Annotated in this window: 16 protein-coding genes and 1 other annotated feature; of the genes, 11 read left to right on the plus strand and 5 right to left on the minus strand. The window is 59.6% G+C overall.

All coding sequences use genetic code 11. From position 1 onward, the window contains the following. Positions 1–5 precede the first annotated feature (5 nt). The 6 genes from E0E29_RS11050 to E0E29_RS11075 all read left to right on the plus strand — a co-directional run bounded on the left by E0E29_RS11050 (position 6) and on the right by E0E29_RS11075 (position 6332). Positions 6–458: an arginine repressor gene (locus tag E0E29_RS11050; RefSeq protein WP_130849898.1), complete on the plus strand. Its 453-nt coding sequence runs from the start codon at positions 6–8 to the stop codon at positions 456–458. A gap of 18 nt (positions 459–476) precedes the next feature. Further along, on the plus strand, positions 477–2171 hold the full coding sequence (recN, locus tag E0E29_RS11055; protein ID WP_130849899.1) for a DNA repair protein RecN: 1695 nt from the start codon (positions 477–479) through the stop codon (positions 2169–2171). Next, the gene (locus E0E29_RS11060) at positions 2168–2701 is read left to right on the plus strand and encodes a YcxB family protein (RefSeq protein WP_130849900.1); all 534 of its coding nucleotides are present in this window, start codon (positions 2168–2170) and stop codon (positions 2699–2701) included. The genes recN and E0E29_RS11060 overlap by 4 nt, the downstream gene beginning before the upstream one ends. A gap of 35 nt (positions 2702–2736) precedes the next feature. Then, positions 2737–2974 (plus strand) — a binding site (T-box leader). 369 nt (positions 2975–3343) lie between these two features. Further along, on the plus strand, positions 3344–3784 hold the full coding sequence (locus E0E29_RS11065; RefSeq protein ID WP_165449877.1) for an NUDIX domain-containing protein: 441 nt from the start codon (positions 3344–3346) through the stop codon (positions 3782–3784). After that, positions 3781–5007, plus strand: a complete 1227-nt coding sequence (tyrS, locus tag E0E29_RS11070; protein ID WP_130849902.1) for a tyrosine--tRNA ligase — start codon at positions 3781–3783, stop codon at positions 5005–5007. The genes E0E29_RS11065 and tyrS overlap by 4 nt, the downstream gene beginning before the upstream one ends. Positions 5008–5141: 134 nt before the next feature. After that, positions 5142–6332 (plus strand): AI-2E family transporter, encoded by a 1191-nt coding sequence (locus E0E29_RS11075; protein WP_423202442.1) that lies wholly within the window; start codon positions 5142–5144, stop codon positions 6330–6332. 46 nt (positions 6333–6378) lie between these two features. Here the strand turns inward: E0E29_RS11075 and dapB are convergent, their stop codons facing one another. From dapB to asd, 3 genes are all read right to left on the minus strand, one after another. Next, positions 6379–7161 (minus strand): 4-hydroxy-tetrahydrodipicolinate reductase, encoded by a 783-nt coding sequence (dapB, locus tag E0E29_RS11080; protein WP_130849904.1) that lies wholly within the window; start codon positions 7159–7161, stop codon positions 6379–6381. Between the two features lie 73 nt (positions 7162–7234). Further along, the gene (gene dapA / locus E0E29_RS11085) at positions 7235–8143 is read right to left on the minus strand and encodes a 4-hydroxy-tetrahydrodipicolinate synthase (RefSeq protein WP_130849905.1); all 909 of its coding nucleotides are present in this window, start codon (positions 8141–8143) and stop codon (positions 7235–7237) included. Between the two features lie 73 nt (positions 8144–8216). Continuing rightward, positions 8217–9302 (minus strand): aspartate-semialdehyde dehydrogenase, encoded by a 1086-nt coding sequence (asd, locus tag E0E29_RS11090; protein WP_130849906.1) that lies wholly within the window; start codon positions 9300–9302, stop codon positions 8217–8219. Between the two features lie 253 nt (positions 9303–9555). Between asd and E0E29_RS11095 the strand changes: the two genes are divergently transcribed. Both E0E29_RS11095 and queA read left to right on the plus strand, forming a co-directional pair. After that, a complete protein-coding gene (locus E0E29_RS11095; protein WP_130849907.1) occupies positions 9556–11196 on the plus strand; it encodes a SpoIID/LytB domain-containing protein in 1641 nt (546 codons plus the stop codon). A 28-nt stretch (positions 11197–11224) separates the two neighbouring features. Beyond that, complete coding sequence (gene queA, locus E0E29_RS11100) at positions 11225–12250, plus strand: tRNA preQ1(34) S-adenosylmethionine ribosyltransferase-isomerase QueA (protein ID WP_130849908.1); 1026 nt, start codon at positions 11225–11227, stop codon at positions 12248–12250. 43 nt (positions 12251–12293) lie between these two features. Here queA and spoVAE read toward each other — a convergent pair whose 3' ends face one another. After that, positions 12294–12662 (minus strand): stage V sporulation protein AE, encoded by a 369-nt coding sequence (spoVAE, locus tag E0E29_RS11105; protein WP_130849909.1) that lies wholly within the window; start codon positions 12660–12662, stop codon positions 12294–12296. A gap of 3 nt (positions 12663–12665) precedes the next feature. Next, positions 12666–13685, minus strand: a complete 1020-nt coding sequence (gene spoVAD / locus E0E29_RS11110) for a stage V sporulation protein AD (RefSeq protein ID WP_130849910.1) — start codon at positions 13683–13685, stop codon at positions 12666–12668. Positions 13686–13845: 160 nt separating this feature from the next. Here spoVAD and E0E29_RS11115 point away from each other — a divergent pair, with 160 nt between their 5' ends. The 3 genes from E0E29_RS11115 (at position 13846) to guaB (ending at position 16753) form a co-directional block, all read left to right on the plus strand. Continuing rightward, positions 13846–14457: a hypothetical protein gene (locus tag E0E29_RS11115; protein WP_130849911.1), complete on the plus strand. Its 612-nt coding sequence runs from the start codon at positions 13846–13848 to the stop codon at positions 14455–14457. Between the two features lie 3 nt (positions 14458–14460). After that, positions 14461–15216, plus strand: a complete 756-nt coding sequence (locus E0E29_RS11120) for an acyl-[acyl-carrier-protein] thioesterase (protein WP_130849912.1) — start codon at positions 14461–14463, stop codon at positions 15214–15216. A 61-nt stretch (positions 15217–15277) separates the two neighbouring features. Then, positions 15278–16753, plus strand: coding sequence for an IMP dehydrogenase (guaB, locus tag E0E29_RS11125; protein WP_130849913.1), 1476 nt, complete (start codon positions 15278–15280; stop codon positions 16751–16753). The last annotated feature ends 8 nt before the right edge of the window (positions 16754–16761 follow it).

Consider the following 16761-nt stretch of genomic DNA (forward strand, 5'->3'; position numbering starts at 1 on the left):
GGGGAATGAAATCCAAGCGACAGGCAGAGATCTTGCGGATTATTGAAGATGTGGACGTGGAGACTCAGGACCAGCTGCTCTCCGAGCTCAAGGCCAGAGGGCTCACCTCCACTCAGGCGACCATTTCCCGGGATATCAAGGAACTCCACCTCATCAAGGAGCTCACCGGCTATGGAACCTATAAATACGCTGTGTCCGGCCGTAAGACCAGTATGAACATCGCCGGACGTCTGCGGACCATTTTCAAGGAGGGCGTTACCTCTTTCGACCGCGCCCAGAACATTGTGGTCCTCAAGACCATGCCTGGCTTGGCCTCGGCGGCCTGTGCCGCCATCGACGGCATGGAAATCAGCGATTTGGTGGGCAGCCTGGCAGGCGATGACACCGCGGTCCTTATCATGCGTGACAGCGAGAAGGCGGAGGCCTTCTGCGACGAGATTCACAAGATGCTCCAGTAAGACAGGGAGGTGGAGAGGATGCTCTCGCTGCTTCATATTGAGAATATCGCGGTGATCCAGGCGGCGGACATCCGATTCGACCAGGGCTTCAATGCCCTCACCGGCGAAACCGGTGCTGGTAAATCCATTGTGGTGGATGCCATCGGGGCGGTGATCGGGGAGCGGACTTCCCGGGAACTGATCCGAACCGGTGCCAAGGCCGCAGTGGTGAGTGCTCAATTCACACGGCTGCCGGCACTTCCCTGGTTTGCTGAGAATGGCATAGGGCCGGATGAGAACGGGGAGATATTGATCCAGCGGGAGATTTTGTCCGATGGTCGGAACGTCTGCAGGCTTAATGGACGTCCTCTGACGGTCTCCCAGCTTCGGGGGTTGGGACGGCAGTTGCTGAACATCCACGGACAGCACGACGGTCAGCAGCTGCTGGACCCTACCTGCCATTTGGATTACCTGGACCGGTTCGGTGAGCTGGAGGGCCCCAGAGCTGCTTTTAAGGCAGCTTATGACGCCATGTCTGCCCTGCGGCGAGAGATGTCTGCCCTGCGGATGGACGAGGCGGAAAAGGCACGGCGCATCGACAGTCTGACCTTTCAAATTGGAGAACTGGAGCGAGCCGACCTGAAGCCGGGGGAGGAGGAGGAACTTACCCAGCGGCGGAAGGTGCTGCGCAATGCCGGCAAGCTCATTGATGCCGTGGAGGGTGCCCACATGGCGCTCTCCGGGGACGAGGAGAGCGAGGGAGCGGTTTCCCTCATCATGTCGGCGGAGCAGTCTCTCTCCGGAGCCAGAGGGGTCAGCGACCAGATCGCCGACCTGGCCCAGCGCCTTACTGAGCTGCGCTGTGCCGCAGACGACGCCGCCGAGCTGGTCCGGGATCTTCGGGACAGCCTGGACTTCGAGCCAGGGGAGCTGGACGAGCTGGAGAGTCGTCTGGATGTGATCTACCGGCTGCGGAAGAAGTACGGCGCTACGGTGGAGGACATGCTGGACTATCTGGCCAAATGCAAGGCGGAGCTGGAGCAGATCGAGGACTCCAGTGAGACCCTGGCCCGGCTGGAGAAGAAGCTCTCTGCCGCGCTGGAAAAAGCCCGTGGGGAGGGCGCAAAGCTCACGGCGGCCCGAAAGAAGGCGGCGGCGGCCCTGGAGAAGCTGATTCAGGAGGAGCTGCGGCAGCTGGACATGCCCAAGGTGCGTTTCCAGGTGGACTTCGCCCCCAAGGGTGGGGAGAACGCCATGGACGAGACGGGTATGGATGAGGTGCAGTTCCTCATGTCGGCCAACGTGGGTGAGGACCTGAAACCCATCCACAAGATCGCCTCCGGCGGCGAGCTCTCCCGTATCATGCTGGCGCTGAAGAATGTGTTGGCGGAGAACGATGACGTGAGCACCCTGGTCTTTGACGAAGTGGATACCGGTGTCAGCGGCCGGGCAGCCCAGAAAGTGGCCGAAAAGATGGCACAGGTGGCCCGCCGGAAACAGGTCCTGTGCGTCACCCATCTGCCCCAGATCGCCGCCATGGCGGATACCCACTTCTCGGTGGAGAAGGGGGAGCGGGACGGACGGACCTACACGGCGGTAGAGCGGTTGGAGTCCGCACGTCGTCGTGAGGAACTGGCACGGCTTACCGGCGGTGCCCATATCACACCCGCCATGCTGGCGGGGGCCGGGGAGCTTTTGGACAGCGCAGAGGCCTATAAACGGGGGTTGACATGAGACAGGACAAAGGACCGGAGGAGGTGCGGGTCACCTTCTCCCTCAGCCGGGCGGAATACGTACGGGCGGCGCGCTATTACCTGCGCAAAAGCCATCTGGTAAGCTGGATCCAGGTGCTGGTCATCCTCATCGCCCTGGGCGCCGCGGCAGTTATGGGGATCTTGATGGAGCGGATGAGCTTTCTCTGTACCCTCCTGGTGGTCCTCTCCGTCATGGTGGCCTTCTACGGTCTGTGGCTGTATGTGATTCAGCCGGGGCGGATTTACGATAAAAATCCGGCTCTGGGCCGGCAGGTATCCTTCCTCTTCAACCGTGAGGATCTGTCCCGGCAGGATGAACAGACAGCGGTACTGCTGGACTGGGATCTGAAAAAGCTTTGGCGGGGCAAAGAGTTTTACTACCTCTTCCGCGGAGAGGAGGGCTATCTCTTGTTGCCTAGGTCCGCTTTTCGGAGCGAGGAGGACCGGCTCCAGTTCGAGTTCCTGGCCCAGACCGCCTGTCCGGAGGTAAAGGTAAAACATTTTGATTGACAATGTATGCGGGCTGTGCTAGAATGCCCGTTGTATACAATGCGAGGATGAGGAAAAGTAGTCTTTGGACACCCTGCGCAGAGAGCCCCCGGTGTGGTGGAAGGGGGAGAGGGCCTGAGGACGAATACCCCTCGGAGCGGCCGCCTGAACCGAAAGCAGTAGGGCGTGTCGGGAGCGCCCGTTATTGCGCAGCCGTGTGATGGCACGGCGTGAGGTCCTTTCCCGTGAGGGAGGGACGAACCAGAGGTGGTACCGCGTATCTACGCCCTCTGTCCAAAAAGGACAGGGGGCGTTTTTTATCGTACGGTAGAAAGAGGGAAAAACACGATGGAACAGTCACTGATATGTCTGCGCTGCGGGGCTGAAATGGTCAGTCTGGGTACGCGTGATTTTCAGCTGGGTCGTGAAACGATGTTTTTTGACTCTCATCTGTGGGAAGGGGCGCTGGAACTGAAGATCTTCGGCTGCCCTTCCTGCGGAAAGGTGGAGTTCTTCTCGGAAAAAGTCCGGGAATGGGCCGCCGAGTATGAGTGCCCTGTCTGCCACGCGAGATACCCAAGGGACGCGGAGCGATGCCCCAAATGCCTCACCAAACGGGAAAAGTAGGGAAACGACATGGAGCACAGGAGCTTTGGACAAAGGGTGCCTGAAGCGGTCTACCGAGACCGGGCAGGCGCCTATGCGGTGATCCTGGATGATGACGGAAATGTTGCCCTGGTGGAGGCACCGGCGGCTGGCGGACCGGAACGGGGACTCTTCCTGCCAGGTGGTGGCATCGAGCCAGGGGAGACCCCAGAGGGATGCCTCCGGCGGGAGTGCCTGGAGGAGCTGGGCCGAGAGATCGAATTGAAAGGTCTGCTCTGTGCCGGCGACGAGTATCTGTTTGCTCCCAGCGACCGGTGTTATCTCCATGTGTCGGGCCGCTGTTACCGGGCGGTCCTGGGTCCACAGGTGCAGGAGCCCATTGAGCACGATCATGTGCTCCGTTGGGTGCCGGCGGAGTGGGCCGCTGAACATATGTTTTTAAATTATCAGGCTTGGGCCGTTCGGCTGGCCTGGGAAGAAAGGATGCAAGAAAAATGACCTGTTATGAAGAACTGAAGGCCCGTGGCCTCATTGCCCAGGTGACCAACGAGGAGGAGATCTCCAAGATGATCAACGAGGGCAAGGCGGTGTTCTACATCGGCTTCGACCCCACCGCCGACTCCCTTCATGTGGGCCACTTCATGGCTCTGTGCCTGATGAAGCGGCTCCAGATGGCGGGCAACCGTCCCATCGCCCTCATCGGCGGCGGTACCGGCTACATTGGAGATCCCTCCGGCCGTACCGACATGCGTAACATGATGACTCCGGAGACCATCCAGCACAACTGCGACTGCTTTAAAAAGCAGATGGAGCGGTTCATCGAGTTCGGCGAGGGCAAGGCCCAGATGGTGAACAACGCCGACTGGCTCCTGAAGCTCAACTATGTGGAGCTCCTCCGTGAGGTGGGTGCCTGCTTCAGCGTAAACAACATGCTCCGGGCTGAGTGCTACAAGCAGCGCATGGAGAAGGGCCTCTCCTTCCTGGAGTTTAACTATATGATCATGCAGTCCTACGACTTCTACCACCTCTTCCAGCACTACGGCTGCAACATGCAGTTCGGCGGCGACGACCAGTGGTCCAACATGCTGGGCGGCACCGAGCTCATCCGCCGCAAACTGGGCAAGGACGCCCACGCCATGACCATCACCCTGCTTCTGAACTCTGAGGGCAAGAAGATGGGCAAGACCCAGTCTGGCGCTGTGTGGCTGGACCCCAACAAGACCAGCCCCTACGACTTCTACCAGTACTGGCGCAACGTGGGCGACGCCGACGTGCTCAAGTGCCTGCGCATGCTCACCTTCCTGCCTCTGGAGCAGATCGATGAGATGGACAAGTGGGAGGGTGCTCAGCTCAACACTGCCAAGGAGATCCTGGCTTTCGAGCTCACGCAGCTGGTTCATGGCACGGAGGAGGCACACAAGGCCCAGGACGCTGCCCGGGCCCTGTTCTCCACCGGCGGAGACAAGAGCAATATGCCCACCACCGAGCTCACCGCCGGAGACCTCACCGATGGTCAGATCACCGTGGTGGACCTGATGGTGAAGTGCGGTCTCACTCCCTCCAAGGGCGAGGCCCGGCGGCTCATCCAGCAGGGCGGCGTGGAGCTCAACGGTGAGAAGGTGACAGATACTGCCGCTGTGGTAACCGCCTCCGCCCTGGAAGGGGAGGGTACCACCATCAAGAAGGGCAAAAAGGTCTTCCACCGGGCCGTGCTTGCTTAAGCAGAAAAAGGCGGGTGCCAATTCGGCACTCGCCTTTTTGGAATCTTTTGATTTTCTTAAGGAAGAATGTTAGACATCGAAATAAGAGCATGGTACAATGAGAGTGACCATATACGAGGGGAGAGCTGATGGCCGTGCAGAAAAAACCATGGCCGCTGGACACGAGGACTGTTTCAAATCTGATCGTCGTGCTCATCGGTATCCTGTTCTACTTTGTGCTCTACCGCTTTTCTGAGGTGAGGGAAAAGATCTCGATGGTGACGGGAGTGCTCTCTCCCTTTATCATCGGCTTTGCCATCGCCTATCTGCTGAATACACCCACTACCTTTTTTGAAGAGAAGGTCTACAATAAGCACAGACACGGACGGGCATTGGCCATCGTTACGGTCTATGTCCTGGCCGCGGCTGTGCTGGCCATCCTGCTCAACCTCATTCTGCCCCAGGTGTGGAGCAGCGCGGTGGAACTGGTCAACAATATGTCTACCTATATGCGGGGGCTGGACGCACTGGTCCAGGAAATCATCAACCGCTTCAATCTGGAAGGAGAAGGCATCAATGAGATGCTGGCAGCCTACCAGAACCTGGTTCAGACTCTGACCGATCTGGCCATTGAGAAGGTGAGTTCTTCTCTGCCGCAGATCTGGAATCTGGGTGTGGCCCTTGGCAGCGGTGTTGTCTCCGCGCTTACGGCGCTGATTTCCTCGATCTACATGCTCTCCGGTAAAAACCGCCTGGTTCCCCAGCTCAAAAAGCTCATCTACGCCATTATTCCCAAGAAAAAGGCGGCTTGGTTCCTGGGGGTGTGTAGTCAGGCCAACCGTATCTTCGTGGGATTCATCAACGGCAAAATCATTGACTCCGCCATCATTGGCGTGCTCTGCTTCATCCTCAACCTGATCCTCCAGATCCCCTACAATATCCTCATCGCCGTCATTATCGGCGTTACCAACGTGATCCCTTTCTTCGGACCCATCATTGGTGCCGTGCCCTGTATTATGATCCTCATCATCGTGGACCCTTGGGCGGCGCTGCGTTTCGCCGTTCTGGTGCTGGCGCTCCAGCAGTTCGACGGCAATATTTTGGGCCCAAAGATCCTGGGCGACAGCACAGGCCTCTCCGCCATCTGGGTGCTGGTGTCCATCGTGGTGTGCGGTGGACTCTTTGGCTTCCCGGGGATGCTTCTGGGCGTGCCCACCTTCGCCGTGCTCTACGCCTTGGTCCGGGAGTGGGTGAACCACCGGCTGAGGGAGAAGGGCATCGACGGAGACGGAAATCCGCTCCTGCCGTCCGCAGAGGATGCATGCAAGTCCGAATCCGACCAATGAAAAAACGGTCTCCGGCATCAATGCCGGAGACCGTTTTTCTATTACTCTATTCAACCTCTGCCGGTGCCTGGAGCCAATCCAGAAGATCGTCCATGTTGTAGAGACCGGGTGCCTGGCACTGGGCCAGGAATTTGGCTGCCTTTAGGGCACCGGAGGCAAAAACCTCCCGGGACTGGGCGGAGTGGCGCAGCTCGATGAGCTCGTCCCGGCCGGCGAAGAGGATCTCGTGGTCTCCGGCAATGGTGCCGCCCCGGACAGAGGAAATCCCGATCTCCCGATGTTCCCTGGGCTTCCGCACGGTGTGGCGGTCCCACACATATTCCGGCTCATAGGGCAGGGCGGGGGAGAGGGCGTCGGCCAGTAGCAGGGCAGTTCCGCTGGGGGCGTCCACCTTTTTGTTGTGGTGGCGCTCCACGATCTCAATATCGAAGTCCTCACCCAACAGATGGGCCGCCTGACGGGCCAGCTTGGCCAGTACGTTGATGCCCAGGGAAAAGTTGGCGGAGCGGAAGACGGGAATGGTCCGGGCCGCAGATTCGATCTCCAGAAGCTGGTCCTCCGAGTAGCCGGTGGTGGCCAGCACCACGGGCAGCTCCCGCTTGACGCAGTACCCCAGAAGGCCGGTGAGGGCGGCGGGGTGGGAGAAGTCCACCACCACCTGGGCGGGGACCGTACATTCGGCAGGGGAGGAGAAAACGGGGAAATCCCGGTGGTTATCGCCCAGAATATCGAAGCCGGCGGCAATGTGGAGGTCGGGTTGATCGGCACACAGGGCCTCCAGCACCCGGCCCATTCGGCCGTTGCAGCCGGAGAGGATCAGATCCAGCATGATGGTTCCTCCTTTTTATCGTTCCGTGAAAAGACAGACGGCCGTGGGGAAGCACGGCCGTCTGATGTTGGGTTTACTGAGCGGCGCCAGAGGCCGGGAGCAGGCCGGTCCGCTCCATAGCGGCCCGGAGGACCTCCAGGTTGGCGGGGGAGATGTCGCACAGGGGGAGGCGCAGCCCACCCACATCCTTGCCCATGAGGTTGAGGGCAGCCTTGACAGGGATAGGGTTGACCTCACAGAACAGGGCGTCGATAAGATCCATGTGCTCCAGTTGGAGCCGGGCGGCCTCCTCGAACTGACCCTCCAGGCAGCGGTGGGTGATGTCTACCATGAGCTTGGGGTTAATGTTGGCCACCACGGAGATGACGCCCTTGGCGCCCAGAGACATCATGGGGACCACCTGGTCGTCGTTGCCGGACCAGATGGAAAAGTCGTCGCCGCAGAGGTAGCGGGTGTGAGTGATCAGGCTCAGGTTGCCGCTGGCCTCCTTCACGCCGTTGATCTTGGGATTCTGTGAAAGGACCTTGTAGGTCTCAGCGGTGAAGGAAACGCCGGTCCGGGAGGGCACATTATAAAGGATGATGGGCAGCTCGGTCCGATCGGCGATGTACTCATAGTGGCGGATGAGGCCCTCCTGGGAGCACTTGTTGTAATAGGGGGTAACGTGGAGGAGGGCGTCTGCGCCGGAGTCCTCGGCGTGCTGGGAGAGGTACACGGCGGCAGAGGTGTCGTTGCTGCCGGCGCCTGCGATGACCTTCACACGATGGTTCACATACTTGACGCAGAAGTTGACGGCGGCAATGTGCTCCCGCAGGGTAAGGGTGGAGCACTCACCGGTGGTGCCCACAGCACAGATGGCATCCACACCGGCGGCGATCTGCTCGTCGATGAGCTGGGCGAAGCGGTCGTAGTTGATGGCGCCGCTCTGGTCGAAGGGCGTGACGATGGCGGGGCAGGCACCGGTGAAAATGGGCTCTCTCATTCTTGAATTACCTCCTGATCAGACAGGTGTGCTGTCCACGGAGGCGCAAAAGCAAATCTATCTCTATTGTTTCTTACGCCTTGACGATATAGCCCTCGGCGCACAGCAGCTCGGCGAGTTCGACTGCGCCGCCCGCCGCGCCCCGAAGGGTGTTGTGGGACAGACACACGAATTTGTAATCGTACTGGGTATCCGGGCGGAGACGTCCAATGGAGATAGTCATTCCATTGCCCAGGCCGCGGTCAAGTCTGACCTGGGGACGATCGGGCTCCTCGAAGTAGTGGAGGAACTGCTCAGGGGCAGAGGGGAGCTTGAGCTCCTGAGCACGTCCCCGGTATTCCGCCCAGATGGCCTTCATCTCATCCATCGGGGGCACTTTTTCAAAATCAACGAAGACGGCGGCAGTATGCCCGTTGGATACGGGAACACGGAGACACTGGGCGGTAATGGCGGGCTTGACGGCGTTGACGATGACACCGTTTTCCACCCGGCCCCAGACCTTCATGGGCTCCTGCTCGGATTTCTCCTCCTCGCCGCCGATATAGGGGATCACATTGTCCACCATATCGGGCCAGGACTCGAACGTCTTCCCGGCGCCGGAGATGGCCTGGTAAGTGCAAACCAGGATCCGCTCCAGGCCGAAGCCGCGCAGGGGATGGAGGGCGGGCACATAGCTCTGGATGGAGCAGTTGGACTTGACCGCGATGAGCCCGCGCTTCATCCCCAGTCGCTTTCGTTGTGCCTCTATCACTTTGATATGCTCCGGGTTCACCTCAGGGATGACCATGGGAACATCCTCCGTCCAGCGGTGGGCGGAATTGTTGGAGATCACCGGACACTCATGGCGGGCGTAGGCTTCCTCAAGAGCCTTGATTTCCTCTTTCTTCATATCAACGGCGGAGAAGACGAAGTCAACCATAGAGGCGATCTTCTCCACGTCAGCTTCAGCGTTCATGACCACCATGTTTTTGGCCTGCTGGGGGATGGGGGTATCCATGGCCCAACGCCCACCCACGGCCCCTTCATAGGTCTTGCCAGCGGAGCGGGGACTGGCCGCAATGACTGCCAGTTCGAACCAGGGGTGGTTCTCCATCAGAGTCACAAAGCGCTGGCCAACCATGCCAGTACCGCCGATCACGCCAACCTTGTATTTTTCCATGCCGCAGACCTCCATTTATCGTACGCTCACCCGTATTCTATCCGGGAAAAGCTCCCAACTTGCCTGTCCGCCGGAAAAACGGCGGTTGCAATGGTGTCGGGTTTTGTACTATAATGTCTCCTGTATCCGCGCGTTCCGTGGCATGCGAGAAGATGCCCGGGCCCTTTTGGGGGGGACGCGGAGGGTATTTCCGATAGTGTAGCACAATTCTTTTCCAATGTAAACCGCTAATTCGCAGAAATGGAGCTTCCTCATGGGCAAAAGTTTGATTCGATTTGCAGCAGTCCTCCTGGCTGCCGCCCTCTGTATCGGGTGTGTGACCTTTGCCGCGGGTTCTGAGACAAAGGAAACCCTGCGTGTGGGTCTCTTTTACGGCAGCACCGCACTGCCGGGTGCCAACCTGGAAAACAGCGTGGGGAGCGGCTACCGCTTCGGCTGGTATGACGACGATCTGACCTTCCACCAGCTGGGAAGCTCTTCAGAGACCCAGATCTCCGTGGTCAAGACCCAGAATGTTACCCTCTCCGGCGGGAATTATGTGGACGGTACCGGTTCGGTGATGGTGGGCTGTTTTCACCTCCAGCTCCCCACAACTTATACCAGCTTCGAGGAGGCCCAGACCGCTGCATCGACGGTGAGCAATGGGTTTCCTGCCTGGATCGAGGGGACATACTATGTGCGGGTGGGTGTCTACACCAGCAAGGAGGAGGCACTCTCAGCCCAGACTGCACTGGGCCTTTCCAATGCCACGGTGGTAGGTACCAGCGGCTACGCTGTGACAGTGGTGGTCACCAAGACGGGAAAACCGATCTTTCAGTTTGACGGAGGACAGGGGTACAGCCTGGGCATCCAGCCTGGATTGGATGACAGCGTCAAGACGGTCACCTGGTTTAAGGGCTATCGCTATTATGGCGGATTCCAGTACCGCCGCAGCGGCGGGAACATCACCGTCATCAATATTGTGGACCTGGAGGACTATATCAAGGGTGTCCTGCCCTATGAGATGAACAACACCTGGCCCCTGGAGGCCCTGAAGGCCCAGGCAGTGTGTGCCAGGACCTATGCCGCCACTATCTCCTCCAGCCATGCCAGCAGCGGCTTCGACGTGTGCAACAACACCCACTGCCAGATGTATCAGGGTCTGAATCTGGCCAACGACCGGACGGACCAGGCCGTGGAGGAGACGGCGGGAGAATATGTGCGCTACCAGGACAAGCCGGCCGTTACCTACTATTCGGCCAGCGACGGCGGTGCCACCGAGGATGTACGGAACATCTGGGACTCCACCGCCAATCTGCCCCACCTCAAGGGGGTCATTGATCCCTATGAGGCCGACCTGGCCGACAGCATCTCCCAGTACAACTGGTCGGTCACTGTCTCCAAATCTGAGATTGCCTCCAAGCTCCAGAGCAAGGGCTATAACTGCGGAACCATCGTAGACGCCTATGTGGCGGAACTCAGTGAGACGGGGAATCCCAAGACCGTTACCTTTGTGGATTCTAACGGAAAGAAGTGGTCCTTTGGGCCGGAGACCCTGCGGATCTGGTTTAGCCTGCGCTCCAACCGCTTTACGGTGGGCGGCGGCAGCGGCAGCAACAGCTATTATGTCAATGGCACCTCCGATACCCTGAGCTCCGTCAGCGGAGCGTATGTGGTAAACGGAGACGGCACTGTGAGTGCCATCTCCGGGACTCCTTATGTGGCGACCTCTTCCGGTACGGAGATCCTGGGGAGCTCCTCCTCCACCTCCTCCGGGAGCAGCGTCACCTTTACCGGCTCCGGCTATGGCCACAACGTGGGTATGAGCCAGCAGGGTGCCCGTGCCATGGCATTGCGGGGGATGGATTACATCGATATTCTGACCTTCTATTTCACCGACGTTACGGTGGGTTGACAAACGACAAGGAAAGCGGGAACTTGATTTGAAGACATCAGATTTTTACTATGATCTGCCCCAGGAGCTTATCGCTCAGACACCTCTAGACCGGCGGGACGGGTCCCGGCTGATGGTGCTGGACAAGGATACCGGCGCAGTAAAGCATATGCACTTTTATGATCTGCCCAGTCTGCTGCGCCCCGGCGACTGCTTGGTGCTCAACGACTCCCGGGTGCTGCCCGCCCGTCTGTTGGGCCACCGGGAGCCCGGCGGCGGAGCGGCGGAGGTGCTGCTCCTCAACGACAAGGGGGACAAGACGTGGGAGTGCCTGGTCCGGCCGGGCAAGAAGATGAAGCCGGGAACGAAGCTCTCCTTCGGCGACGGGCTGCTCACCGCCGAGGTCACCGAGACCCTGGAAGGCGGCAACCGGCTGGTCCGTTTCCACTACGACGGCATTTTCCTGGAGCTGCTGGAGCAGCTGGGCAAGATGCCTCTTCCGCCCTACATCAAGGCGGAGCTTCAGGACCCGGAGCGTTACCAGACGGTATACTCCCGTGAGGTGGGATCGGCGGCAGCCCCCACAGCCGGCCTTCACTTCACCAAGGAGCTGCTGGAGCAGATCCAGGCTATGGGGGTCTCCCTGGCCTATGTGACCCTCCATGTGGGCCTGGGCACCTTCCGGCCCGTGAAGGAGGAGGAGATCACCGACCACGAGATGCACTCGGAGTACTGCATGATCTCCAAAGAGACGGCGGAGACCATCAACGAGACCCGCCGGAAGGGGGGACGGGTGATTTGTGTGGGTACCACCTCCTGTCGCACCATCGAGTCCTGGGCTGCCGAGGACGGCACCCTGAAGGAGTCCGCCGGTTGGACCAATATCTACATCTACCCCGGCTACCGGTTCAAGGTGCTGGATGCTCTGATCACCAACTTCCACCTACCGGAGTCCACCTTAGTGATGCTGGTCTCGGCTCTGGCCGGGCGGGAGCACATCCTGGCAGCCTATGAGGAGGCAGTCCGGGAGAAATACCGGTTTTTCTCCTTCGGAGACGCCATGTTCATCTGTTAAACGGACAAAAGGTCCGGCGTACATGCTGTACGCCGGACCTTTTTCATCCCTTGGGCTTTGGTTTAAAGAGGAGAGCTACGATACAGCCGAAAAAGATGGCGGCAGCAATACCGCCCGCGGCAGCCGTGACCCCACCGGTGAAGGCGCCCAGCAGGCCGTCCTTGGCCACCGCCTCCTTTACCCCCTTGGAGAGCAGATAGCCGAAACCGGTGAGAGGGACGGTGGCGCCGGCGCCGCCAAAGTCGACGATGTGCTGGTAGATGCCCAGACCGCCCAGAACCACGCCGGAGACCACATAGAGCACCAGGATCTTGGCGGGGGTCAGCTTGGTCCGGTCGATGAGGATCTGTCCGATGAGGCAAAAGGTCCCTCCGCAGAGGAAGGCACGCAGATAGGGGAGAAATCCATCCATTTTTTATACTCCTTTCTCCGTGGAGATGGCCACAGCGTGACATATGCCGGGGATGCTCTCCCCCTGAAGAGAGGATATGGGGGAGAGGAGAGCACCGGTGCCGCAGAAGAGGATGTTTTTCCAGCGCCCCTCGGCCATGCCACGGAGCAGATATCCACCCAGCACCACGGCGGAGCAGCCGCAGCCGGACCCGCCGCAGTGTACGTCCTGGGCGGGAAGGTCAAAGACCATCACACCGCAGTCGTCATAGTTGCCCAGTTCCACTCCGTCGGTGCGGAAGAGGTCCAGTACAATGGATTTGCCCAGCTCTCCTAGATCTCCGGTGACAATCAGGTCATAGTAGGAGGGCTTGCGCCCGGTTTCTGCAAAGTGAGCGGTGAGCGTACTGTACGCCGCGGGGGCCATGGCTGCCCCCATGTTGTTGGCATCCTTGATACCCTTGTCCACCACCTTGCCGATGGTGGCGTGGGTGATATAGGGGCCGTTTCCTTCACGACAAAGGACGGCAGAACCGGCGCCGGTTACCGTCCACTGCGCGGTGGGGGTGCGCTGACCACCATATTCAAGGGGTGTGCGGTACTGCCGCTCAGCAGAACAGAAGTGGGAAGAGGCCACCGCCGCCGCCCAGGTGCCGAAGCCGCCGTCCAGCGCCATCGAGGCCATGACCAGCCCCTCCGCCATGGTGGAGCAGGCGCCGTAAAGCCCGAGGAAAGGCACATCCTGGCCACGCACGGCAAAGGAGGAGGCGATACACTGGTTGAGCAGGTCGCCGGCGAAGAGCATATCCAGGGAAGAGGGAGCCTGCCCCGTCTTGTCCAGGGCGCTCTGAAGGGCCAGCCGCTGCATGGCGCTCTCCGCCTTCTCCCAGCTGGACTCTCCAAAGCTGTCATCCTGATTGATGAGGTCGAAGAAGGCGGCCAGAGGGCCATCACCCTCCTTTTTACCCACCACGCTGGCATACCCGGCAATGGCGGGCGGATTGGCAAAGGCCAAAGTCTGCCGGCCCAGCTTTTTTACGGTCATTCGGCTTCCTCCCATCTGTACACAGCGTGTTTGAACGGAATTAGTTTGAACAGATTTCCGCAAAATATCAGGACGCATTTTGGCGGGGGAACTGCTGGTCAAATGTGGGAAGATGCGATATAATAAATACATATTTTTCACTTGATGGAGTTTGATCGATATGGTAGAAGAAGCCAAGCGCACCATCGCTTACCTCTGTCCGGCCTGTCATCAGGCTGTTGTGGCGGAAAAGACTGTCTTCTCTCTGGCCGCGGCGCCGGGGAAGATTCCCTGCCCCTGCGGGAAGTCAGCGCTCAAGACGGAGATCGTGGGAGACCGGGTCAAGCTGACGGTGCCCTGTCTTTTCTGTGAGAAAGAGCACACCGTGACCTGCTCCACCCACGCCTTCCTCCACGAGAAGGCTCTGGCCTTTGCCTGCGCTGCCTCCGGGCTGGACTGCTGCTATGTAGGAGAAGAGGGACCGGTCTTTGCCGCCATGGAGCGTCTGGAGGAGGCGGTGGACAAGCTGGAGGCCGCCGCCGGAGAGAAGGGAACCTTCCTGGACGAGATCATCATGCATGAGATCCTCTCCGAGTTGCGGGACATCGCCCAGCGGGGCGGGATCTCCTGTACCTGCGGCTCCAAGGAGTGGCGACTCCAGGTGAACTTCAGCTCTGTGGACCTCATCTGCGGCCACTGCGGCCGGGCGCTGCGCATTCCCGCCGCCACTGCTGACGACCTGGAGGACCTGTGCTGTAAAAACACCCTTCTCATCAAGGGAAAGGAGGGGTAACTCATGTATCATGAGGCCTCGTTTCAGGTTGGGGCACGGGATGTCGATCCCTTCAACCTGTGCCGACCCTCCTCCATGATGGACTTTCTTCAGGAGGCAGCTACCGGCGCGGCCGTGGAGCTCCATGTTTCCCGGGAGGAGATGCTTCGAAGCTACAACGTCTTCTGGATGCTGGCCCGGATCTGGTATCGTCTGGATACACCTGTCTTTTGGGATGACAAGCTCACTGTTCAAACCTGGCACCGGGGGAGCGGCCATGGCGCCTCCATGTACCGGGATTTTGATATCTTCCGAAATGGTAAAACCATTGGAGAAGGGGTCAGTCTGTGGGTCCTGGCCGATGTAGAGACCCGGAAGCTGCGGCGGGTATCTGATCTTCCGGAGTTTGACGGAACCTCTGGCGGCGACCGCTGCAAAAGCCGGATGCTTCCCAAGCTCCGCATGCCGGTCCCCCTGGAAACAGCGGGAGAGCGGCGGCTCTGGTACAGCGACTGCGATGTGAACGGCCATGTCAATAATGTCCACTACGCCGACTATGCCTGTGACGCCATCGGGCTGGAGGAGGTGGGCCGGGGGCAGTTTGTCTCTCAGGTCCAGATTGGCTACCTGAAGGAGTGCAGGGCGGGGGAGACCATTCGCCTGTCCGCGGGCCGTCAGGGTGATACCTTCTATGTTCAGGGAGACGGTGGGGAGGGAAAGCCCAGGTTCGATGCGGCTTTGACCTTGTCCCCTCTTGACAACCCTCACCTTGGGGCATAGAATATATCAAATATGTTTTCCAGCGTTGGATACGATGAAATAAAATGAAGGAGTGGAGTCCATGTTCAATACGGATGCCGCCAGCAAGTTCGTGCGGCAGGGCCTGACTTTTGACGACGTACTGCTGATCCCCGCCGAGAGCAACGTCCTGCCTGCTGACATCGATCTGCATACCCAGCTCACCAAGAAGATCCGCCTGAATATCCCCGTGATGAGTGCCGCCATGGATACGGTCACCGAGTATCGGATGGCCATCGCCATCGCCCGTGAGGGCGGCATCGGCATCATCCATAAGAACATGTCCATCGGCCAGCAGGCCGAGCAGGTGGACATGGTGAAGCGCAGTGAGAACGGCGTCATCACCAACCCCTTCTGGCTGGCCCCCGGCCATACCCTGGCCGAGGCCGACGAGCTCATGGCCAAGTACCGCATCTCCGGCGTGCCCATCTGCGACCATGGCAAGCTCATCGGCATCATCACCAACCGTGATATGAAGTTCGAAGAGGACATGGACCAGCTCATCGACAACGTGATGACCAAGGACCATCTGGTCACCTCTAAGGAGGGCACTACCTTGGAGGAGGCCAAGCAGATCCTCCGCAAGCATAAGATCGAGAAGCTGCCCATCGTGGACGACGAGTTCCACCTCAAGGGCCTCATCACTATCAAGGACATTGAGAAGGCCGAGGTCTATCCCAACTCCGCCCGTGACGAGAAGGGCCGGCTGCTGGTGGGCGCCGCCATTGGTGTCACCTCCGACGTGATGGATCGTGTGGCCGCTCTGGTGGAGGCCGGTGCCGATGTGCTGTGCCTGGATTCCGCCCACGGTCACTCCCACAACATCCTGGAGTGCGTCAAGCGCATCAAGGCTCTCTATCCCGACGTGCAGCTCATTGCCGGTAACGTGGCCACTGCCGAAGGCACCAGGGCCCTCATCGAGGCCGGTGCCGACTGCGTGAAGATCGGTATCGGTCCCGGCTCCATCTGCACCACCCGCGTGGTGGCCGGTATCGGCGTGCCTCAGATCACCGCCGTCTATGACGCCGCCTGCGTGGCTGCAGAGTATGGCATCCCCATCATCGCCGACGGCGGCATCAAGTACTCCGGCGACATCGTCAAGGCCATCGCCGCCGGCGGCAACGTGGTCATGCTGGGCTCCCTGCTGGCTGGCTGTGAGGAGTCCCCCGGAGATACCGAGGTCTATCAGGGCCGTCAGTTCAAGGTTTACCGCGGCATGGGCTCCCTGGGCGCCATGGCCAAGGGCTCCAAGGACCGGTACTTCCAGGAGAACAACAAAAAGCTGGTGCCTGAGGGCGTGGAAGGCCGTGTCCCCTATAAGGGAGGCCTGAGTGAGACCATTTACCAGATGATGGGCGGCCTGCGGGCCGGTATGGGTTACTGCGGCTGCGCTACTGTCGAGGACCTGCGTACCAAGGGCCAGTTCATTCAGATCACCAGCGCCGGCCTCAAGGAGAGCCATCCCCATGATATTTATATCACCAGAGAGGCTCCCAACTACACCGTCAATCCCCAGTAACTATGATA

Source organism: Intestinimonas timonensis (assembly GCF_900626145.1).
Classification (GTDB): domain Bacteria; phylum Bacillota; class Clostridia; order Oscillospirales; family Oscillospiraceae; genus Intestinimonas; species Intestinimonas aquisgranensis.